The following is a 21,658-nucleotide window of genomic DNA, read 5'->3' on the forward strand; positions in this document are numbered from 1 at the left end:
GGCTGGACACCGTGTCCATATTATTGCGAGAAGTTCATGAATCTTCGTATCTTGGTGCGCTGACGACGGCTAGGCAATTCGCTAAAGTCGTAGCGGAAGTTCCGAACATCCCACAACTCAGCTAAAGTTGGCCAATCTTTCAAAAATCGCAGTACCCTATGGGCCGCGATTAAATTAAAAGGAAAGATTCCGACGGACGAATGGCCGCAATTCAGACGTAAAACTTCAGGTCTACGAGCACCTTTTTCTAACACATCAACTACCCGATCCGAAAGATTTGGACATACGATCGTATCGTCTTTTCCTAACACAAACATTATATTCAGGTGAGGTCGTGTTAGCCTTGAAAGATGATTTTCAAGATCGATTAGACCCCAAGCGCTTTTCAATTCGTCTAAAGACATTGCTGGCTCGATACGGCTACGCAGCCCTCTTAAAGTTTCCGCAGTCCATACCAGTTCGGCGGGTTTAGCTGGCGATACCATCAGGACTGCCTTACGCACTTTTTCTTCGTGCGCAGCGATGAGACCTGCAACCAAGCCACCTATACACATCCCTACCACGGAGATTTTATAGTATCCCTGCTTACCGAGCCAACGTACAAGTTTGCGGCCATCCAGAACCGCCTGGCGCATCGAACGGATGGTAAGGTTTATATCGGCATTCAAAAGCTTTTCTTCGGAGAAGTCGTCAGAACCACGCCTGAAGTGATACGGAAGGGTAGCCTCGACAACGGTGATACCCCTGGCTGCGAAAAATTTTGCGAATGCGGAATAACGATTGCGTGCGTACCAATGATGAAAGACAACGATAGCGTGTTCTTTCGTTCCGCTGTCAGTTATCTCGCATTCAAATATATTATTCTCTTCCTCTTCAGTCGTGATGTCAGATTGGAAAACAACCTGGTCTGTGCTTTCGCTTAGTGGTTCAGGCGGCAAAATAGGAGAGAAAAATGCCTGCGCGTTGAAATTTTCATCGAGCTCTAACTCTATGCTGTCGACGCTTTTTGCTTCTTTCTTGTGAACTGCGAATGTCAATGAGCTATCATACTTAAACTTTATAGACCTGTGTTCGATGAGCTTTTGACGTTGTAATGATTTTATAATGTGCTTGCGATCATGTCTGCGTGCTAAATAGCGAAACATATGTTCCTCCTGTTATCACAGCGTTAAATGGATCGACCTTTTTGCCGATAATGATTTAGTCAAAATAATCATGCTTTTAACTCTCGCTGCGCGCCTCTCGTCCAAGGGGTCGTGAACCGCTCAGTGACCGTCATACAGTCCTCTGAATTCAGCATCGGCATAATATGCGATCTTGTTGGCGACGATCGGCCGTTGGCCTGCGAGGAAGAGCAGTTCGAGATGTGGCTGAAGATTGCGGACCTCATCGGGGGTGAGCAAGGCACGCGCTGTATGGTGTTGGGCGTGAGAAATACCAGACTGTTGTGAATCGAGTGCCCGGCTCATGGTCTGGAAAACCACGGTTTCCTGTCCGAGCAAATCGGAGACGAATTGGGCGCTGTCGTGATCGTTGACACCGAAGACTTGCAGGACGCCAGCATTCGATAGAAAGGTGCCAGCGCGCTTTCCGTAGGTGGCGCGAAGCTGGTGAATGTCCTGCAGGATGGGCCAGAGCTGGACACCGTAGCCTGCCATAAGCCCCATTGCGCGTTCCACCGGTGCCAGGTGGCCAAGGGCTGCGAACTCATCCAACAGATAGAGAACCGGGGTAACCGGTTTGGCTTGATCCCGGGCCATGTCGGTCAGGCTTTGCGCGACGAGCAAGCGCAGCCAGCGAGAGTAGGTGGCGAGCCGATCGGGGGGAAGGACGAGAAACACCGAGATATTGCGGTGCTTGAGATCAGCAAAGCGAAAATCAGATCTGGCGAGGATCGTAGCCATGCGTGGACTGTCGAGAAAATGGGTATGACGCTGCGCGGCGGAAAGTACGCCAGCACCTTCCCGATCGGATTTACCAAAATGGCGGTTTGCGGCGCGGGCAATCAAACCAGCTGACGCTGTTGAGGCCTGCATTTCTTTCAGGAGGGCTACGAAAGCTTCAGGGGGGAGGGTGAGATAGTCTCGCAGGGTGGCGAGGTTTCGCCTGTCGCGCGGCTCGCTGGCGACAATATGAAGGATCAAACCGGCAATGAGTGCTTTCGCTTCCTCATTCCAGTGCGCATCCCCACTCATGCCCGGTTCATCGAATACGATGGCGTCGGCTAGCGTGGTTGCATCTTCTGCGACATCGAGCCCTGTGGGATCGAGATTGTCGAGTGGATTGAAGGCAGCGGAGGGCTGACCGGTAACACCGAAGGGATCGAGGACATGAACGGGGCCAAATTGCTGTCGGGCGCGGACGGTGACCTTGGCGTTTTCGCCCTTTGGATCGATACAGATTACAGATCGATCGGTGATGAGCAGGTTCGGGATAATTGTTCCCACGCCCTTACCGGTACGCGTCGGTGCCATTGTGAGCAGATGGGCCGGGCCTTCATAGCGAAGCAGTTTTGCGGACTTCGGGTCGCGGCCGATGAGCAGACCGGAATCGGTGCGGGTGCGGGCAGCGGTTTCCTTATCGGTGGCGAAGCGGGCAGACCCGTGGGTTTCGCCGTCAGGATCCCCGAAATGATTAATTAGCGGATTGGTGATGAGGCGGAACAAGAGGAGAAGTACGAATGCTGTAAAGGCAGTATTTCCCACATACCAGAGCGTATCACCGCGGTCGATATTGAGAGAACGCATCGCATATTCCAGGATGAAAGCGAACACAAAAACGACAACGAAATAGAAGATGCCTACCTGAAAGATCGTTCTTCCAAAACGGAATGGAACAGAAAGAAGGGAAACCAATGCCCACAGCGGATCTCGCGCAGCAGCACGCAGCATGTTCCTGAACGCTGCGCATGCAAGTGTCGCCTGATTCATTAACCCGCTCCTTCGTTGCTTGCACGGTTGGACGTTTTCCCGATCAGATCAGCAAACAGTACCCTGTCGGCTTCGCGCGTCAGAAACACGGGCAGCTCATTCTTCAGCCATTCTTTCAGGCGTTGGGAAAGTTCCTCATCGTTTCCGCTTTCAACGCGATGCAGCACTAGCGCGCCAAGCAGCACCTTTCGGCGTGTATCGTTGGCGCGCTCCTGTTTCGATAGTCTGGCTTTCAAAGCGGAACGCTGCGCATCCAGCTGGGCCAGACGTTCTTCGATGGATTTGCGTGCCACACTTCTACTCCCTTAGAATCTCATTGAGCTTGGAATAGTTTCCCTTACTACGGCTTTCGCCAACTTCATGTAGCGGCAATGGCTACGAACTTACGGCAGAAAGTGTGGATCATCGGCTGTGGCGGCATTTCATGCCGTGTACTGGTCGCCAGAAAGATGATCCTGAGAATCTCATTATTACTTTGAAAACTGTCGCCATAACGTTGTCAACCGCCTGCGTGCATCCAGCTGGGATATCCGAGCTCACAGATACACGTCCCTCAGCCGTTTGAATGTGGATCTCTCATTGGTGTATTCGGTCATTTAAAACCGCCCTCATTGTTGCGAGGTTTTGATCTGAGCAGCGACGTTCACCCTGCTTCATCGCCAATCCAAAACTTCGGTCATTGCAGCCAGGATTAACTTCAGTTTTAAAGCATCGATGCTGCTGCAGGTTATCACCGAGAGTTGAGAGAGCAAAGCGAATGAAAAATTAAGGGCGCATTTACGAGTTGCTTCGCAACTCAGAGCGGTTTAAGCTCATTTCATGGACAGATTTATTTGTTTGGGGCTGAGGATAGTTGTGTGGCGATCTATCATCTGAGTATGAAGCCGATTTCCCGATCCAGGGGACGAAGTGCTGTTGCTGCCAGCGCCTATCGCTCGGCGTCAAAGCTGACGAATGAGCGTGATGGAATTACGCATGATTACACCAACAAAAGCGGCGTGGAACATGCCGAGATCGTCTTACCGGAAGGTGTCGATGCGGAATGGGCGCGGGATCGTTCAGCCTTATGGAATGCAGCCGAGCTTTGCGAAAAGCGCAAGGATGCACGTGTCGCACGCGAGTTTGAAATTGCATTGCCGCATGAACTGACTGCGGATCAACGGCTTGAGGCAACGCGGATCTTCGCCCATGAGCTTGCCGATCGTTATGGTACAGCAATCGACTTCGCCATTCATGCGCCGCAAGACGACAGCGACATTCGAAACCACCATGCGCATATAATGATGACAACACGGCAGGTGAGAGGGGATGGTCTCGCTGACAAGAACCTTCTCGAGCGTGAAAACAAATGGCTTCTGTCTGCGGATCAGCCAACCACGGATATGCAGCTTCGTGATCTTCGCATGCGATGGGAGGGGATTGCGAATGAAAGCCTTGCGCGGGCCGGACATGATATTCGCATTGATCATCGTTCGCATCTGGAGCGGGGTCTTGAGATTGCGCCGACGGAGCATATGGGGGTTCATGCGACGCAGATGGAGCGGCGTGGTCTCGTCGTGTCGCGGTCGCGGCTGGATGAAGATACTGCGCGGCGCAATTCGGAGCTGATCCGCGAGAAGCCGGAACAGGTTCTTGAAATCATCACGGGAGAGAAAAGCGTCTTTGACCGGCGTGACGTTGCGCGAGCGCTGCATCGCTACATCAACGATGACATTGGAGAGTTCCAGAGCGCTTTTGCCAAGGTGATGGCGTCATCGGCCCTTGTTGAACTACAGGCGGAAAGCCATGATCCGGTGACGGGTGAACTCGAGTTAGCGCGTTATTCGACGCGCGGAATGGTCGAGATCGAATCCGGTATGATCGAATGCGCGCAGCGGATGCACGCGTCGCACAGCCACGGGCTGAGCGATCATCATGGTGTCGATCGCAAGCATGTCGAACAAGCGATCGGGCGTCAGGATGCTGCGATCCGAACAAGCGTTTCCAGCGATACCGCTGACAAGGTCGAGCTGGGTGAGTTAGATCGCGGAGAGCGCGATCGGCTTATCAACGCGGCGCGTCTTTCCGATGAACAGCGGCGGGCGATTGAGCATATCACTGGGCGGGAGCGCATTGCTGCGGTTGTCGGTTATGCGGGTGCTGGCAAGAGCACGATGCTAGCGGCGGCTCGTGAGGCATGGGAGGCCGAAGGCTATAGGGTTCACGGTGCGGCCTTGTCGGGCAAGGCAGCGGAGGGCTTGGAGGAGAGTTCTGGTATTCAGAGCCGCACCCTGGCGTCGTGGGACATGAGTTGGCAGAACGACCGTAGCACGCTCAATCGCGGCGACGTGTTTGTGATCGATGAGGCAGGAATGGTGGGAAGTCGACAGCTCGCCTGGTTCGTTGGCGAGGCCGAGGCGCGCGGTGCGAAGATCGTCCTTGTCGGCGATCATGAGCAGCTACAGGCAATCGGGGCCGGCGCACCATTCCGGGCGATCACCGAGGAAATCGGTCATGCCGAGCTTTCCCAGATACGCAGGCAGCGTATTGACTGGCAGCGGGACGCGTCGGTTGCCTTCGCCACGCACCGAACGGCTGAGGGTCTGAGCGCCTATCGGGATCGCGGCAATATCAGCTTTGCCGAGACGGGCGAGGATGCGCGCGGTCAGATCGTGCGTGATTACCTTGCCGACGCGCAAGTGCGTCCGGACGGCACCCGGATTGCGATGGCGTATCGCCGGGCCGATGTTCGCGCCATCAATGACGCGATCAGAGCTGAGCTACGGGCCCGGGACAACGTGCCCGGCGACAGCCGGGGGCTGTCCGAGGGCGAGCTGGCGCGTGGCGCCCTCGGGGAGGGGCTGGTCTTCCAGACCAACGACGGCAAACGCGAGTTCGCCCCGGGCGACCGAATCGTATTTCTTGAGAACAATCGGGATATTGGCGTGAAAAACGGGATGTTGGGCACCGTCGAGCATGTCGAGGTCGGCCAACCGGGTGTTGGCCCCAGGATCGTCGCGCAGCTTGACGGGCCGAGCGGTGCGGAAGGGCGCAGCGTCAGCGTGCCGATGGACGACTATCAGGCGGTCGACCACGGCTATGCGACGACAATTCACAAAAATCAGGGCGCAACCGTGGATCGTGCCTATGTGCTGGCGTCGAGAACGATGGACCGGCATCTAACCTACGTCGCTATGACCCGGCATCGCGACGGAGTGCAGCTCTACGGGAGCCTGGACGAGTTCAGCAAATCGGAACCTGGCCGACAGGTAAGTCAAACGTTGGCTGCGGGTCGTCTGGTCGACCAAGGGCGCGCACCGTTCAACCACAAGGAAGGCAATAGTCAGAGCTATTTCGTGACACTTGAAAACGATAAAGGTGAGCAGCGTACGCTATGGGGCGTAGATCTTGAGCGCGCCATGAAGGCTTCGAAACAGGCACCGCAGATTGGGGACAGGATCGGTCTGCAACATGTCGGTTCGGAGCCGGTTCGCCTTCCAGACGGAACGGAGACGCATCGGAACGCTTGGAAGGTTCAAGATGCGGGCGATCTTGCTTATGAGCAGCTTAAAAATCAGCTGTCACGGGAGGGCGTGAAGGAAACGACACTCGACTATACCCGCGACTTTGCCGCGCGCCAATTTGCCGAGCGGCGGGGGATCGCAGAGCAAATGGGGATCGTAAGCGAGATAGAGATCCCGGCGGAGCGCGCCGGGCTACGTGCGGAGCGGGAATCAACGGCCGCGGATAACGTCGGTGATCGACAACAGCGCCGCAATTCGTTCGAGGGCCTGAAACTCGGGCGCGGCGCGGCGGCCGAGCGGTTGCAGCAGGATCGCACCGGTGAGAGTGGCTCGCCGGTCGAGCAGAAACGGCCGCAGCAAGCCGAGAAACAGCGCGGTGGTATGTTCTCTGACCTCAGGCTCAATGCGCGTTCTGGGCCGTCCAAGCAGCGGGAAGAACTGCCGGGAAGGGAGAAGAGCTTGCAGTCGGTGCCAGTACAAGACCGTCCCGATACTGACAGATTGGCCGAGCGGTCGCGACGTCAGTCGCCGCTTGAGGCAGCCGTTGACCGCTATGTGCGGGCATATCAGTCGCTCGATCAGCACCAACGTGATGGCCTGCCGGTTCTTGACATGCAGCGGCAGGAGATGCACGCGGCCGGCCAGCAGCTCGACCAGGTGCGCGCGGGGACAGAAGAATTGATGGTTTCGACACTGCAACATGATCCGCAGACGGCGCGCGCCATTACCGAGCTTACCGGTCGGGAGCGTGTCGCCCATGTCATCAAGGGCATGAAGCGTGAAAACGCCGCCCTGCAAGACCCCAATGTCAGGGCCGAGCGGTTCGTGAACCGCTGGCAGGAGCTGGACGGTCAGCACCAGACGCTTCGCGGCTGGCAGCACGACGAGGCGCGGGGCAAGGTCGAAAGCCAGATGAGCAGCCTCGCCAAGAACCTTGAACGCGATCCTCAGGCGGAATCCATCGTGCGTCATCGCAGCAAGGAGCTTGGAATCGGGCAGGAGCTTGATCGCGATCAAAGCATTGCCCGTCTGCTGCAGAGGCAGGTAACACGCGGCCAGCAGATTGATCGGGGCTCTGGCATAGAAATGTAAGGCAGGGAGAACATGACGGAACTCGACGACAACAGAGACGGCATTGGGCTCGCGACGCGTGAAGAAGATTCAGGCGATCCGGCGGCAGCCTTCGATGCGCTTCGACGCACGATCGAAACGCAGGGTGCACAAATTGGGGCGGAAATGACCGTGATGCGTCGCGGCATCGAAGCTGCTTTCGACCAGCTCGAGAAGATCGAGCCTCAAGCCGATTACAAGCCCCAGCTCGCACAACTTGTACAGGCGCTCGACAATATTGCAGAGCGTTTGCACGGCGTCGAGCAGTCACCCATTCTTCGACAGGGCGCGCAGCACTATGCAGGGGTTCTCGAACGCAGCGGCGAGGCTCTGGTAAGGAACGCCGCGCAGCAGCTCGAACGACATGCCTTCGACCTTGAACGCGTCAGTCGTAATCTTTCAGCACGCGTCTCGGGCGCGCGCGTGCGCGATAATCAAAACAAGTGGGTCTTTGGCGCGGTGGGGTTCGGTATCATCACTGGTGTCCTGGCAATGTTATTTGTGCCACGTTTACTGTCTGGAACGGTTGATATGGCCGTTGCCTCCGTGGTCATGAACAATGACCGTTGGAAAGCCGGGATAGCCCTCATGGAATCGGCAAGTCCCGAAGGGTGGCGTAGCATTGTCGAAGCGAGTGAACTTGTACAAGCCAACCGGCAGGCGCTTGATGTGTGCTCCCGGGCAGCTGTCAACGCAAAGAAAGATCAGAGGTGTACGATTACCGTGTCAGCGCCTGCACAGTGAACAACAGCTAGCCTCCGGCCGTCCCGCTCTTGTCACAGGTGGCCAAAGGGACGGCCGGGGCAGGCTTGAGGCGATGAGGCTTTGAGTACTAGAGGAAGCCTCAATCACTCAAACAGTTCGGTGTGGGGTGCCAGCGCGCACGAAAATCACGCTGTTGCCTTTGACGTGATATACCAAGAGGAAATCGCCGCTGATACGACATTCGCGATGGTCGGCCCAATCCCCTTTCAGGGCGTGGTAAAGCCGTTCAGAGCCGAGCGGCTCGTCGTTCGCTATCAGGAGCAACGCAGCCACACATTGGCGTCATGACACGAAAGTTGTGAGTCTGTCCGGCTTTTAAGAACGTATGCGGAACTTACGTCTGAATGACCTTTGATGCGGCTGGTTCCTCGGCTTTGAGTGCCTGGTAGAGCGCGGTCTTACCGACTTTCACGCGTGCGGCAGCTTCGCGAACATTGAGACCGGCCGCCAGATGCTGGCGGGCTTTTGCTAGCTTCTCCGGAGTCACCACCGCTTGACGACCACCGCGTCGGCCCCGTTCCTCTGCCGCTTGCAGACCGGCGCGGGTTCTTTCGCGGATGAGATCGCGCTCAAACTGTGCCAACGCCCCGAAAAGGTGAAAGACCAGACGGCCGCCAGATGTCGTAGTGTCGATATTCTCGGTGATTGACCGGAAACCTACACCCTTGGCTTCCAACTCCGAGATGATCTCAATGAGGTGCTTCATCGATCGGCCGAGCCGGTCGAGTTTCCAGACCGTGAGCGTATCGCCGTCACGCACATAGCGAATAGCTTCGGCTAGCCCCGGACGATCGGTCTTCACGCCTGACGCCTTGTCTTCGAACAGCTTCTCGCAGCCGGCCTTGCGCAAGGCGTCGAGTTGCAGCGCCGTATCCTGATCTCCGGTGGAGACTCTCGCGTAGCCGATAGAGGTCATGAGGTGTGATTTGTCCGTTTTCCCGTTGAATTCGGACAATGTCCGATTTGCCATCGGTTGGCAAGGTTTACGGACAAAATCTGTGAAAGCCACGAAACGGTCGTTTTCCGGACTGGCAAAACCAAACGTGAATTGCTCGGCACGCACCGGACGGCCCGTTGGCCAATATCTATAAACACATCGTATTGGATCTATTGAAACAGCATGTACTAAGCGCGTTGCGAGTCGTTCAGGCTGTCAACAAGCAAATCGCCAGTTGCAAGAATGTGCTTTCGGAGCGCATCGCACGCCCGTTCAGTGTCGCGCATTTTGCACAGTTCCAAGATTGTTCGATGCTCGGCTTGAGACTGCTCGAGATGATGGGTCTCTTCCCACGTGAACCTTAGATACCGTTCGAAATTCATCCTTAAATTATCTATTATTTCCAGCGTTCGCGTCCTCTTAGCTGGTGCATACAGGAGTGCGTGGAAGCGGGCATTGAGCAAGATCTTCCCGTCGACTGAACCGGATGCATCAAGTTCATCCAATACTTGCTCGCATTGAACAAAATCGCCTCGCAACATATTCGGAATGGCCCACCGCAATGCCTGACACTCCATGAGGGCGCGGAGTTGCGATACCTCCCACGCTTCCTCGGCGCTCAAGATTGCTACACTCACCCCACGTCTCGGTTCGGCTTTCAAGAACCCTTCGGCGGTGAGTTGCTTGAATGCTTCCCTAACAATCATCTGACTGACGCCATACTGGGTCGCGATCGCATCCTGGCGCAATCGTTCGCCGCCACTGATGCGATTGTGCAGTATGGCCGCCCGCAATTCATCGATAACGACTGCCGCCGCTGAGCGGCTACTGCTGTGATTTCCTTGCTTTGTGGTGTCAGGATAATTCACGAGATGGATCCCTTGTGCATAAACTAGCGATAATTTTTCGATTACGGCTATCGCGCGATTTTCCTTTTCTTCCTACAAACCATCTATAAAGTCAAGGATATTCAATGGCTTGTTTTGATCTTTCCCGCAGGCGTCACTTCCGCGCGGAAGGAAAACTGTATGATTGACATCTCTCATATTAGCGATTATCGCTAATTTTAGTTAACAACAGCCATGTGGGTTTTTCTAATGCTGCGACTCTCCGATTTCGACGCCGTCACCTTTGATGTGTATGGGACCCTTATCGACTGGGAACCTTCCATTGTTGCATTTTTGTCAGAATGGGCCGGCGAGGTCGGCGTGAAGGCAAGCGGTGAAGACCTGATCATGTCATTTGACCGCGCCAGGGCAGAAATCCAGAAGGAGCGCCCTGCTCACCTCTATCCGGAGGTGCTTCGCCGCTGTTTCGACCGTATTTCCGGCGAGTTCGGTGTAGCTGTCGATGCTGCGCGCCGGGAAGCGTTTTCCAAGACGCCGCATCAGTGGCCTGCCTATTCCGATACCTCGGCCGGACTGAAAGCGCTGCAAGCGCGCGCGAGAATCGGCGCTCTCTCAAACATCGACAACGCCTCACTCGCCTCGTCCTGCAAGAACATGGATATCGAGTTCGATATCGTCGTCACCGCCGAACGCGTCGGCGCTTACAAGCCGAGTTGGGAACATTTCAATGCCGCCATTGCCGAGCTGGAAGGCATGGGTATCCCGCGCGAGCGCATCCTTCATGTCGGCCAGAGTCTGCGGGCGGACATTACCCCCGCGAACAAGCTCGGTCTGAAAAGTGCATGGATTAACCGTCCGCAACGGTTGCTCGGTCTTTCTGGCGAGGGAGCCGCTGAAGCGCGGCCCGATCTTACTGTCGAAAGCTTGGCCGAATTGCTTAAAGCAATCGGCTGATGAAGCTGAAACAACGAAAAGGGGAACGACATGAAAATTCGAGCTTTAGGAACCATCGCGACACTCGCAATATCGCTGCTTGCATCGCCTTGGGCGCTGGCGCAGTCGACCGATGGGATTATCGACCGCATCAAGGAAAAGAAGTCGCTTTCGATTGGTTATCGCGAAGCCTCGATTCCTTTCTCGTATCTCGACGAGAAGGGACAGCCGACCGGCTACTCAACCGATATCTGCATTCAGGTGGCCGAGACAGTAAAGAAAGCGCTGAACCTTCCCGATCTGAAAATCGAGTGGGTGCCGGTCAACCTTCAAAACCGAATCCCGCTCGTGGCAAATGGGACTGTCGATATCTCTTGCGAGTCGGCTGTAAACACGGTCGGCCGACAGTCGCAGGTTGATTTTTCCAGCTCGTTTTTCATCTCCCACACCCGATTCCTGGTGAAAACGGGTTCGGGGATCTCGGAACTCAGCGACCTCAACGGCAAGTCGATCGCACTTTCGATCAACTCCGTGCCCGAACGCTTGATCAAGGCTCTGATCGAGAGGGACAAGCTCAATATCCGCATCGTCCCGGTCAAGGACAATTCCGAGGGCTTTCTTGCGCTGCAAACGGGGCGTGCGGACGCATTCTCGACAGATGACATTCTCCTGTTCGGGCTTCGAAACAAGGCGGCGAATCCTTCGGAATATGAAGTCGTGGGCAAGCCGTTGTCTTACGACAGCTATGGCTTTCTGGTGCAGAAGAACAGCACTGTCTTCCTTACCCTCGTGAATGCAACACTGGCGCGTCTGTCGCGCGATGGAGAGCTCGAGAAGCTCTACGCCAAATGGTTCGACCCGATGGGCATCCCGCTTTCGCCAGATCTTGCGACCATCTTCCACGTCATTGCCATCCCCGAATAAGGCGCTGGAACTGAACTCGCATTAGCGCAGAGAGGGACGCAAGGATGAATTATTCATGGAACTGGTCAGTTCTGATCTCGGACCCCTACTTGCAGTGGCTGGGTTGGGGCGCCTTGATGACAATCGTGATCTCGCTCGTCTCATTGGCGATAGCGCTCACGATCGGAACCGTTGTCGGTGTCCTTCACAGCACAGGGAACTCCAGGATCAGGCTCTTTACGAGCATCTACATAAGCCTCTTCCGGAATATTCCGCTCTTGCTGCAGATGTTCCTCTGGTTCTTCGTTGTTCCGGAACTGCTTCCGGATGCGATAGGCACGTGGCTGAAACGTGACCTGCCGCATTCGGAAGTTGTTACAGCCATTCTCGCTTTGGGACTGTTTACCGCTTCCCGCATCGCCGTGCAGGTCAGTGCAGGCATTCTCGCTCTTCCGCCCGGTCAACGCATGGCGTCAAAAGCGGCCGGCTTCTCAACGGCGCAAGCCTATCGCTTCGTGCTGCTTCCCCAGGCTTTCCGCCTCATTGTGCCGCCTCTGACGTCTGAATTCCTGACGATCTTTAAGAACTCGTCGATCGCCATGACCATTGGTGTGTTTGAACTGACGGCGCAGACCCAGCAAATCGAAAGCTTCACTTATCAAGGATTTGAAACCTTCACCGCGGCCACGGTCATATACATATCGATAGCGCTCATCGTCACGATGTTGATGCGCCAGGTCGAGCGCCGTACGGCCATACCTGGAACCATTTGAAGGAACTGAACCATGTCGGGATTCGATTTCTCTGTCATAGTCAACTCCCTGCCTTCTCTCGCCAGTGGCTTGGCTATGAGCTTCATGTTGACGGGAATAGCCATGGCGGGTGGTCTCATCCTCGGTCTCATCCTCGCCATTTTGAGACTGTCGAATCTACGCTTTGTCAGCACGATTGCCGCACTTTATGTCAACGGCTTCCGCGCGGTCCCGCTGATCCTGGTGATCTTCTGGTTCTATTTCCTGGTTCCGCTTGTGGTCGGGCGCCCGGTCGGTGCTCTCCATTCGGTCATCATCGCCTTCATCATGTTCGAGGGAGCCTACTATTCGGAAATTCTCAGGGCCGGCATGCAGAGCATCCGCCCCGGGCAATGGCAGGCGGCAAAGGCGAGCGGCTTGAGCTATTTGCAAACCGTCAGACTGGTCGTGTTGCCCCAGGCCTTGAGAAAGATGGCACCGCTGATGGTAACCCAAGGCGTCATCCTCTTTCAGGATACGTCACTGGTTTACGTCGTTTCCCTGCACGATTTCATGACCTCAGCAAGCATTGTTGCGAATACGCAGAACCGCATGGTCGAGATGTATGTGTTTGCAGCGATCGTCTACTTCATTCTGTGTACGCTTGGCAGTGGGCTTGCCGAGCGGTTGAAACCAAACCGCACTTCCGTCTGAGATATTGGCAGGCTTGGCGGATCTCTCACCTACGACTGGATATCTAAATGTCTTCGCGTGAAATGATCAGGGTTGAACATCTGTCCAAAAGCTACGGCCATTTGCAGGTCTTGAACGACTGCAGCCTGACCGTCCAGCGCGGAGAGGTTGTCGTCGTCTGCGGGCCGTCCGGGTCTGGCAAGAGCACCTTCGTGAAATGCATCAACGGGATCGAGCCCGTTCAGTCCGGGAGGGTGACGATCGACGGCCAAGCTCTTGCCACGAAGGGCAGAGAGGCGGCCAAGCTTCGCGCGCTCGTCGGAATGGTTTTCCAGCATTTTGAACTCTACCCGCACCTGTCGGTCCTCGACAATATTTGCCTCGCGCAGGTCCATGTTCTCAAACGAAGCCGCGACGAAGCAGTGAGCAAGGCTCAGGGTCTTCTCCAGCGCGTCGGATTGCTCGACAAACAACAGTCCTATCCCGCCCAGCTTTCCGGTGGGCAACAACAGCGTATCGCCATTGTGAGAGCCCTGGCTATGGATCCCATCGCTATGCTCTTCGATGAACCGACGTCTGCTCTCGACCCCGAGATGATTGGCGAAGTGCTCGCCGTCATGACCGAACTTGCGCAGGAAGGCATGACCATGATCGTCGTCACCCATGAGATGGGCTTTGCAAAAGCTGCCGCGGACCGAATGGTCTTCATGGATAAAGGGTCGATTATCGAGGAAGCAGAAACCGAACGCTTCTTTGCCGCTCCGAGTTCTGAGCGCGCTCGCCTTTTCCTCTCTCGTATTCTGGCACACTGATATGAACGGTTTGATTCCTCCCACAGTCGACGACATTCTCGAGGCGCGCCGGACGCTTGATGGAGTCGCAGTCCGGACGCCGCTGCTGCGATCCGAAAAGCTCGATAAGGTGACCGGCGCCAGGATCTTCATCAAATGCGAAAACCTTCAGCGCACCGGTGCTTTCAAGTTCAGGGGGGCATATAACTGCCTTTCCCGTCTGGATCGCACGGCCCATCCGGGTGGCGTTGTTGCCTATTCCACCGGCAATCATGGCCAGGCGATCGCAACGGTTGGCCGGATGCTCGGCATAGCTGCAACCATCGTGATGCCGAGCGATGCCCCCGCGATCAAAATCAGCAAGGCGCGCGAGAATGGCGCGGCGGTCGTGCTCTATGACCGCCAGACCCAATCGCGCGAGCAGATAGCCGCTGAAATTGCCGAGAAGTCACCAGTCGCAATCATACCGCCTGGCGACAACCCATTTATCATCGCGGGTCAAGGAACTGTCGCTTCGGAAGCCCTCGAACAGGCCGGAAACGTCGAGATCGACGCCATCATGGTTCCCTGCGGCGGCGGCGGTCTTTCGGCGGGAACGTGTCTGGCCGCAAGAGCGTCAAAATCTCATGCGGAGATCTGGGCCGTCGAACCGAAGAATTTCGACGATACAAGACGCTCGTTGTTGAGCAGAAACCGTGAAGTGAATCCGGCCCTTAATGGCTCCATCTGCGATGCGCTTCTGGCGCCGACACCTGCGGAACTCCCGTTTTCGATCAACCGCCAAGGCCTGTCGAAGGTGCTGGTCGCGTCCGACCATGAGGTCTTGCTCGCGATCCGGTATGCTTTCGAGGAACTGCGGTTGGTCACCGAGCCGGGCGGCGTCATTGCGCTGGCAGCGCTGTTGAACGATCCGCCGTCCCTTCGCGGCAAGAACGTCATCGTGATTGTTTCAGGCGGCAACGTCGAACCGGCGGTTTTCAAACAAGCTCTCGACGCCGACCATACATCGTCGCTTTCGCGATAAATCTTTATCTACGAGGTTAAAATGGTTTCCATCATTGAAAAATTCGCCACCCTCGCCACCGACAATGCGCCGGGGCAGGAAGTTAGGCAAAGCACAGGCAATATTCGCGACCTGATGCGCGGCGAGAAAATGTCTGACCGCTTGGTCGATTTTTCGCACGGGGACGTCGATGCCTTCACTCCGACGCCAGGCTCGTTCGGGCAGTTTTCGGAGGCGGTCGAGGCCGGCGGTCGTCAGGCCTATACCGAATATCGCGGTTCGTCCGACATCCGCGCCGAACTGGCGCAGCGGCTCGAAGCTTTCACCGGTGCACCGGTTTCTGCTGACGAGGGCATTATCCTCACCCCGGGGACGCAAGGCGCTTTGTTTCTAGCGGTTGCCTCAACTGTCGCCGACGGCGACAAAGTCGCGATCGTGCAGCCGGACTATTTTGCAAATCGCAAACTGGTCCAGTTCTTCGGCGGGCAGGTGATGCCGGTTACGATGAATTATATGAACGCGACGGCTGAGGCTGGCCTGGATCTTTCTCAGCTGCGTGCCGCATTCGAGGCTGGGGCCAAGACTTTCCTGTTTTCTAACCCGAACAACCCGACCGGAGCCGTCTACTCCGAAGCCGAGATCGACCAGATCGTCGAACTGGCTGGGGAATTCGGCGTCATCGTCATTGCCGACCAGCTCTATTCCCGGCTGCGGTATGACGGGGAATCGTACACTCACATACGGGCTCGTGATCTACCGGCGGAACAAGTGCTGACCATTATGGGGCCGTCGAAAACGGAGTCGCTCAGCGGCTATCGTCTCGGAGCGGCATTTGGCTCTCCGACGATCATCGGGAGAATGGAGAAGCTGCAGGCCATCGTTTCGCTGCGTGCGGCAGGCTACAACCAGGCGGTATTCAGGACCTGGTTCAATGAGCCGGAGGGATGGATGGATGAGCGCGTCCGGCTGCATCAGGTGATCAGGGACGACCTGCTCAAAGTATTCCGTAGTGGTGGTCTTGAGACCCGGACGCCGCAAGCCGGAAGCTATTTGTTTCCGACACTCCCCGCGCTCTCGGTCAGCCTTCAGGATTTCGTCCGGCTACTTCGGCATCAAGCCAGTGTCATTGTCACGCCCGGAACCGAATTCGGGCCTCACCCCAATAGCGTCCGCCTGAACTTCTCCCAGGATCATTCGGCTACTGTCGAGGCTGGAATGCGCATCGTTGAGATGGCGAACCGTTATCGGAGTTAGGACAGATGACTGACCGAAGTGCGCCTCAACCACAGGGACACTACGTTCCCGCAAAACGGCATGGTGATCTGATTTTTGTCTCGGGAATGACTCCGAGAGAAAACGGAAAACTTCTTCATGTGGGGCAAGTGGTGCCGGAAACGCCGGTTGAAACATACCGGATAGCGGTCGAACTCGCGGCGGAAAATGCTCTGACGGCGGCGAAAACCCAACTGGTCAGCGGAGAACAGATACTCGCTGTACTCAGCCTGACTGTCTACGTCAACGCACCCGCAGGCTATACGCTTCACAGCCGGGTTGCTGATTTTGCTTCAATGTTCCTGGAAGAACATGCCAAAGGCGGCGTATCAAGCAGGGCTGCCATCGGGGTGAGCTCGTTACCGGGAGGCGCGACTTTCGAAGTGTCAATTATCGCGGCTGCTGGCCGTTGATCGTAAGGCTTGCCTTAACCTTCGAATCTATAGCCCCTGAAACCGCTGCCTGATGCGTAGTGGATGCGGAAAAGCACACCCATATTGCGAGGCCTCGATAGAGCACTGTTGCTGCAAGGTTCCATGATCCTGAGGTTCACCAGGTTCAAGAAATCGGATGGAGCTTTTCGGTAGCCAGATCATAGAGCTGCCGACGGGCCGGATAGCCGATTCCGGGCTCCTGCAGACGATTGCAAGGAAAACAGTCCGGATTGGCAATGGCACGACGAACTCTTTTAAGTAGCGCATGGTGGCAACAGGCGACAACCATCCCGGATGATGAAAGGGAGATCGCCAAGCACTACACACTGGACCGAGCGGATCTCGACCTGATCATGCGGCAGAACAAGGCTCCGAACCGGCTCGGCCTTACCTGTGTTCTGGCCTTATTGAGATATCCGGGCCGACCGCTTGCGGATGGCGAAGTCCTACCGTCTGGCGTCCTGCGGTTTCTCGCGCGGCAGATCGGCGTCGATCACCGCGAGATCGATGGTTACTTCGAGCGTCCGCAGACACGACGCGAGCACCTCGCTCTGCTTTTCGATCGAATGAAGATGCGTCCGTTTGCGCCTTCGGACGTGCGGGCACTAACCGGCTGGCTGACACCTGCCGCCCAAACGTTGCGCCAGGCCGACAAATTGGCGAACATGGTGGTGGAGGAGTTGAGACGTCGGCGAATTCTCCTGCCAGCGCGCCCGGCGCTCGAAGCCATCATCCATGTGGCGATCCGGCGCGGCGTTCGTATCGCGCACCGCGCTTTGGCTGACGGGTTGTCGGAGAGACAGAAGCTCGAACTGGATGAACTCCTCGACCCGCGTGATGGGACGAGCGTGACGGTCCTTGCCTGGGCAAGAACACCGGCCTTGTCACCAGCCGCCGTCAACCTCGACAGAATTGCCGAGCGCATTCGCTTTGTGCGGTCGTTGAATCTGCCGACGATGTTGATGGAGCGCATTCCGGCCAAGGTCTTTGATGAATTCGCCGCGGAGGGCATGCGGATGAGCGCGCAGCATCTGCGCGATCTCAACCCCGAACGCCGACACGCCGTGTTGGCCGCGACGGCGTTACATCTCTCCCGCCACCTGACCGACTGCACTATCGACATGTTCAAGAAACTGATGGGCATCCTGACGCGGCGGGCCGACAATCAGGCAGCCGCCCGCGTTACCCGGTCAATCCGGGACGTGCAGAAACCGCTGAAGGATGTTTCGAAAGTCTGCCACGCGATCATCGAGGCCAGAGAGAAAGGCGAGGACATCGCCAAAGCTATAGAACGCGCCATACAGTGGCCGGCCTTCACGATCAGTGTGGCCGCGATCGACACGCTGATCGCCCCGGATGTCATCGACGGCAAGGTCGAAATGCTTCAGCGCTATCCGACAATCCGGAAACTCGCGCCGCAATTCCTTTCGACGCTCGTGTTCCGCGGTCATGCCGTGGCGGCAAACCTCTTGCGGGCGCTTGCCGTGGTCGCCGATCTCTATCGTACCGGCAAAAGGGCAATACCAGACACGGCTCCGATCTCCTTCGCGCCGAAAGGCTGGCTGCCGCTCATTCTGCAGGATGGGAAAATCGATCGAAGGGCCTACGAACTATGCCTGTTCAGCGAATTGAAGCGTCGGCTTGATGCAGGTGATGTCTGGGTGGAGGGAGCCAAACGCTTCCAGTCCTTTGAGAGCTTCCTCATTCCCACGCCGACATTCGAACTGATGCATGAGGAAGGCCCGCTTCCGGTCGCGGTCGATACCGATGTGGAAACTTACCTCAGCCAGCAACGGCAGATTCTGAACGATGGATTGGCTGACCTCTCCCGTCTGGCGGTCGCCGGCGAACTCGACGATGTCGAATTGACCGGGGCGGGTTTCAGCGTCACGCCGCACAAGGCCATGTTTCCGGACATCGCCAAATCGATGAAGCGACAAGTGGAAAGGCGCCTGCCTGCGATCCGCATCACCGACCTGTTGCTGGAGGTGGACGCTCGCACGGGGTTTTCCAACGCCTTCACTCATCTGCGCAGCGGTCGGACGGCCGACAACAAGCTTGCGCTGCTCACCGCCATCCTGGCGGACGGCATCAATCTCGGACTCACCAGAATGGCGGATGTTTCCCCTGAAATAACGATGCGCCAGCTTGCCTGGGCGCATGACTGGCATATCCGGGAGGAAGGTTACACCGCCGCGCACGCCATTCTCGTCAACGCCCAGAGGCAATTGCCTCTCGCAAGTTTGTGGGGCGACGGAACAACCTCTTCCTCTGACGGCCAGTATTTTCCGGCAGGAGGGCACGCCGAGGCGATCGGCGATCTCAATGCCCGCTATGGTCCCAATCCTGGCGCCAAGTTCTATAGGTTCACCTCCGATCAGTACGGTGCTTTCTACATTATCGCCATGAACGCCAATGCAAGCGAGGCCATCTATGTCCTCGACGGCTTGCTTTATCATGGGAGTGATCTCGCTATCGAAACGCACTATGTCGATACCGGCGGGGTCAGCGATATGAGCTTCGCCCTCTGCCATCTGGTCGGCTTCCAGCTCGTACCCCGGCTGCGAGGTCTCAAGGATCGCAGGCTTTATCTCTTTCCGGGCGACACGCCTCCCGAAAACCTTGCACCGCTCGTTGGCGAATCAATCAACGTCGAGCGAATCAAGGCAAACTGGAATGACATCCTGCGCCTCGTCACGACGATCCGCTCGGGCCAGGTTCGCCCGTCGACCCTGCTGGCGAAGCTGTCCGCATTCCCGCGTCAGAACGGGCTGGCCCTCGCTCTACGAGATCTCGGGCGTATCAATCGGTCCATCTTCCTGTCCCAATGGTGGCAGAACCCCGAGATGCGCAGGAACGCGACTGCCGGACTCAACAAGAGCGAATCCCAGAACACCCTGGCCCGTGCGCTGTTCTTCAATCGTCTCGGAGAATTGCGGGACAGGACCTTCGAGAGCCAGTTCTATCGGGCGTCCGGGCTGAACCTTCTGATTAATGCCATCGTCTACTGGAACACGCTCTATCTCGAACCGGCCTTCGCCGAACTCAACCGGGTAGGCATCGCCACGCCGCCCGACGTGATTAAGCACATCACCCCGCTCGGGTGGCAGCACGTCAGTCTCACCGGCGATTACATCTGGACCCCGACGGACGGCCTCGATCTCAGGCCGTTACGGCGCGAAACATCCATCCTTGCTGCATGATCACCATATGTTCTCAAAAGTCGGACAGATTCATCACTTTCGTGTCGTGACGCCACATTGCCCGTCCGGTTTTCCGAGACGGGCTTTTTTTAAACGGTCTTTCAATCGCCCATTTCAATGATGTACTGTCATGCGCTCGTGGCTGCTGAGTAGTGCTTGACGATCAGCGAACCTATATCGTTGTCAAAAAAGCTCACGTAAACTGAGCGCGAAATCGGGCCATGGCAATCACGCTAATGGTGGTCTTGGGGCATGAAGTATATACAGGAAATATCGCGGAGGCGGCTGCCCGCAACCATTCGCGCGGAGTATGACAGGGAGAGACACGATGCGCGTCTGCCAGTCCTGCGTACAATCACGCTGCTTCTTGCGCTGTTTTACTTCTCCTACACGGCAGTGGACGCCTGGTTTCTGCCGGATATCGCGTGGCGGACGTTCATCCTTCGCTTCTCGATTATCGGTCCTTTGACGATATTGCTTCTGCGATTTTATCGGCAACCTGTTTCGATTCGTCTGAAAGAAGGCGCCAGTGTTTTGGTAGTATGTATTGCCACGGTTGTCTGGTGTGTGGCAATTGGCGGAACGGCAAGTCCGGTCGTGCTGAACTATTTTTATGCAGCACTCGTTTTCCAGATGGTGGTCACGATTGTTCTGACACCACCCCTGGAATATGGCGTGGCAGCGTCTGCAGTCGTAACGGCGAGTGTCTATACAACTATATGGTTTCTGCCAGATGCGACGACCGACTACGTGCTTTTCCATCTGGCTGTGGGGGTACCGACAGTCGTTCTGACGTTAATCGCAAATTATAGATTCTCTACTGAAGCGGTCCGGCTCTATCTGCAGAACAAGGATCTGGACCGCCTGCATGGGCAATTGCTCAAGCAGCATGGTGAACTCGAACTGGTATCACAGTCGGATCCCCTGACAGGTTTGACCAACCGTCGTAGCCTGGATGCCGAAATACATCGCTTGACTGCGGCCTCGAACAGCACCGGGGTTCCGGTGACGGTTTTGCTTCTCGATATAGATCATTTCAAGGAATACAATGACCGTTTCGGTCATCTGGCGGGCGACGAATGTCTCAAACTAGTCGCCGATGCTTTGAAAAAGCTCGTATCGGATGATGATTTGGCCTGCCGGTTTGGAGGAGAGGAATTTTTAATTCTGCGGCCGGGAGTGGCTCCCGCCGCATCTATCCGAACATTTGCAGAGGAAATTCGGCAGGCGGTCGAGGCATTGTCGATACGTCATCCTTTGGCCGGTAGAGATGGTATGGCCGTAACGGTCAGCGTTGGAGCTTCAGCCGATATTGTGACAAGCGAGGAAACATTCTTGCAACTGATAGCGCAGGCTGATGAGGCGCTTTACACCGCCAAAGGGCATGGCAGAAATATTTCCCTGCTCCACCAGTCGATACGGTAATGCAAGTGTCATGAGTCGGGGGAGCGCTGCCGGTGGAAAATCACAGTTTCAGCACTATCTGGCAGGATCGTTTTCCAACCGGCAACACAAGGCCGACAGCCATTTCAGCGCCTCACTGGTCGGCAGTTTCTGGACCCTGACCGGAATTTATGTTTAATCGGGGCGATGCAGCTTTCC

General features: G+C 56.3%; 19 protein-coding genes. 13 read left to right on the plus strand and 6 right to left on the minus strand.

Features of this window, described 5'->3' with window-relative positions; genetic code table 11:
• Positions 1-20: 20 nt before the first annotated feature.
• The 3 genes from CES86_RS21215 to CES86_RS21225 all read right to left on the minus strand — a co-directional run bounded on the left by CES86_RS21215 (position 21) and on the right by CES86_RS21225 (position 3,223).
• A complete protein-coding gene (locus CES86_RS21215) occupies positions 21-1,145 on the minus strand; it encodes an alpha/beta hydrolase family protein (RefSeq protein ID WP_094515345.1) in 1,125 nt (374 codons plus the stop codon).
• Positions 1,146-1,265: 120 nt separating this feature from the next.
• Positions 1,266-2,930 (minus strand): type IV secretory system conjugative DNA transfer family protein, encoded by a 1,665-nt coding sequence (locus CES86_RS21220; protein WP_094515346.1) that lies wholly within the window; start codon positions 2,928-2,930, stop codon positions 1,266-1,268.
• Positions 2,930-3,223 (minus strand): mobilization protein, encoded by a 294-nt coding sequence (locus CES86_RS21225; RefSeq protein WP_094515347.1) that lies wholly within the window; start codon positions 3,221-3,223, stop codon positions 2,930-2,932. The genes CES86_RS21220 and CES86_RS21225 overlap by 1 nt, the downstream gene beginning before the upstream one ends.
• Positions 3,224-3,787: 564 nt before the next feature.
• Here CES86_RS21225 and traA point away from each other — a divergent pair.
• Positions 3,788-7,525, plus strand: coding sequence for a Ti-type conjugative transfer relaxase TraA (gene traA / locus CES86_RS21230; protein ID WP_094515348.1), 3,738 nt, complete (start codon positions 3,788-3,790; stop codon positions 7,523-7,525).
• A gap of 12 nt (positions 7,526-7,537) precedes the next feature.
• Positions 7,538-8,287, plus strand: a complete 750-nt coding sequence (locus CES86_RS21235; RefSeq protein ID WP_094515349.1) for a DUF6118 family protein — start codon at positions 7,538-7,540, stop codon at positions 8,285-8,287.
• 108 nt (positions 8,288-8,395) lie between these two features.
• Here CES86_RS21235 and CES86_RS21240 read toward each other — a convergent pair whose 3' ends face one another.
• The 3 genes from CES86_RS21240 to CES86_RS21250 form a co-directional block, all read right to left on the minus strand.
• A complete protein-coding gene (locus CES86_RS21240; protein ID WP_235819978.1) occupies positions 8,396-8,581 on the minus strand; it encodes a type II toxin-antitoxin system mRNA interferase toxin, RelE/StbE family in 186 nt (61 codons plus the stop codon).
• 61 nt (positions 8,582-8,642) lie between these two features.
• Complete coding sequence (locus tag CES86_RS21245) at positions 8,643-9,224, minus strand: recombinase family protein (protein ID WP_094515350.1); 582 nt, start codon at positions 9,222-9,224, stop codon at positions 8,643-8,645.
• Between the two features lie 209 nt (positions 9,225-9,433).
• Positions 9,434-10,114, minus strand: coding sequence for a GntR family transcriptional regulator (locus tag CES86_RS21250; RefSeq protein WP_094515351.1), 681 nt, complete (start codon positions 10,112-10,114; stop codon positions 9,434-9,436).
• 228 nt (positions 10,115-10,342) lie between these two features.
• Here CES86_RS21250 and CES86_RS21255 point away from each other — a divergent pair, with 228 nt between their 5' ends.
• The 11 genes from CES86_RS21255 (at position 10,343) to CES86_RS27610 (ending at position 21,638) form a co-directional block, all read left to right on the plus strand.
• On the plus strand, positions 10,343-11,047 hold the full coding sequence (locus CES86_RS21255) for an HAD-IA family hydrolase (protein WP_094515352.1): 705 nt from the start codon (positions 10,343-10,345) through the stop codon (positions 11,045-11,047).
• A gap of 30 nt (positions 11,048-11,077) precedes the next feature.
• A complete protein-coding gene (locus CES86_RS21260) occupies positions 11,078-11,950 on the plus strand; it encodes an amino acid ABC transporter substrate-binding protein (RefSeq protein ID WP_094515353.1) in 873 nt (290 codons plus the stop codon).
• A 44-nt stretch (positions 11,951-11,994) separates the two neighbouring features.
• On the plus strand, positions 11,995-12,702 hold the full coding sequence (locus CES86_RS21265) for an amino acid ABC transporter permease (RefSeq protein WP_094515354.1): 708 nt from the start codon (positions 11,995-11,997) through the stop codon (positions 12,700-12,702).
• A 12-nt stretch (positions 12,703-12,714) separates the two neighbouring features.
• Positions 12,715-13,374, plus strand: coding sequence for an amino acid ABC transporter permease (locus CES86_RS21270; protein ID WP_094515355.1), 660 nt, complete (start codon positions 12,715-12,717; stop codon positions 13,372-13,374).
• Positions 13,375-13,436: 62 nt separating this feature from the next.
• Positions 13,437-14,165, plus strand: coding sequence for an amino acid ABC transporter ATP-binding protein (locus tag CES86_RS21275; RefSeq protein ID WP_143851103.1), 729 nt, complete (start codon positions 13,437-13,439; stop codon positions 14,163-14,165).
• Position 14,166: 1 nt separating this feature from the next.
• Positions 14,167-15,168 (plus strand): threonine ammonia-lyase, encoded by a 1,002-nt coding sequence (locus tag CES86_RS21280; protein ID WP_208617831.1) that lies wholly within the window; start codon positions 14,167-14,169, stop codon positions 15,166-15,168.
• 21 nt (positions 15,169-15,189) lie between these two features.
• Positions 15,190-16,401, plus strand: coding sequence for a pyridoxal phosphate-dependent aminotransferase (locus CES86_RS21285; protein ID WP_094515357.1), 1,212 nt, complete (start codon positions 15,190-15,192; stop codon positions 16,399-16,401).
• Positions 16,402-16,406: 5 nt separating this feature from the next.
• Positions 16,407-16,832, plus strand: coding sequence for a RidA family protein (locus CES86_RS21290; RefSeq protein WP_094515358.1), 426 nt, complete (start codon positions 16,407-16,409; stop codon positions 16,830-16,832).
• A gap of 257 nt (positions 16,833-17,089) precedes the next feature.
• Positions 17,090-20,056 (plus strand): Tn3 family transposase, encoded by a 2,967-nt coding sequence (locus CES86_RS21295; RefSeq protein WP_094515359.1) that lies wholly within the window; start codon positions 17,090-17,092, stop codon positions 20,054-20,056.
• Between the two features lie 396 nt (positions 20,057-20,452).
• Positions 20,453-21,481, plus strand: coding sequence for a GGDEF domain-containing protein (locus CES86_RS21300; protein WP_167387138.1), 1,029 nt, complete (start codon positions 20,453-20,455; stop codon positions 21,479-21,481).
• Positions 21,482-21,491: 10 nt separating this feature from the next.
• A complete protein-coding gene (locus tag CES86_RS27610) occupies positions 21,492-21,638 on the plus strand; it encodes a hypothetical protein (protein WP_167387139.1) in 147 nt (48 codons plus the stop codon).
• The last annotated feature ends 20 nt before the right edge of the window (positions 21,639-21,658 follow it).

It is taken from the genome of Brucella lupini (assembly GCF_002252535.1).
Classification (GTDB): domain Bacteria; phylum Pseudomonadota; class Alphaproteobacteria; order Rhizobiales; family Rhizobiaceae; genus Brucella; species Brucella anthropi.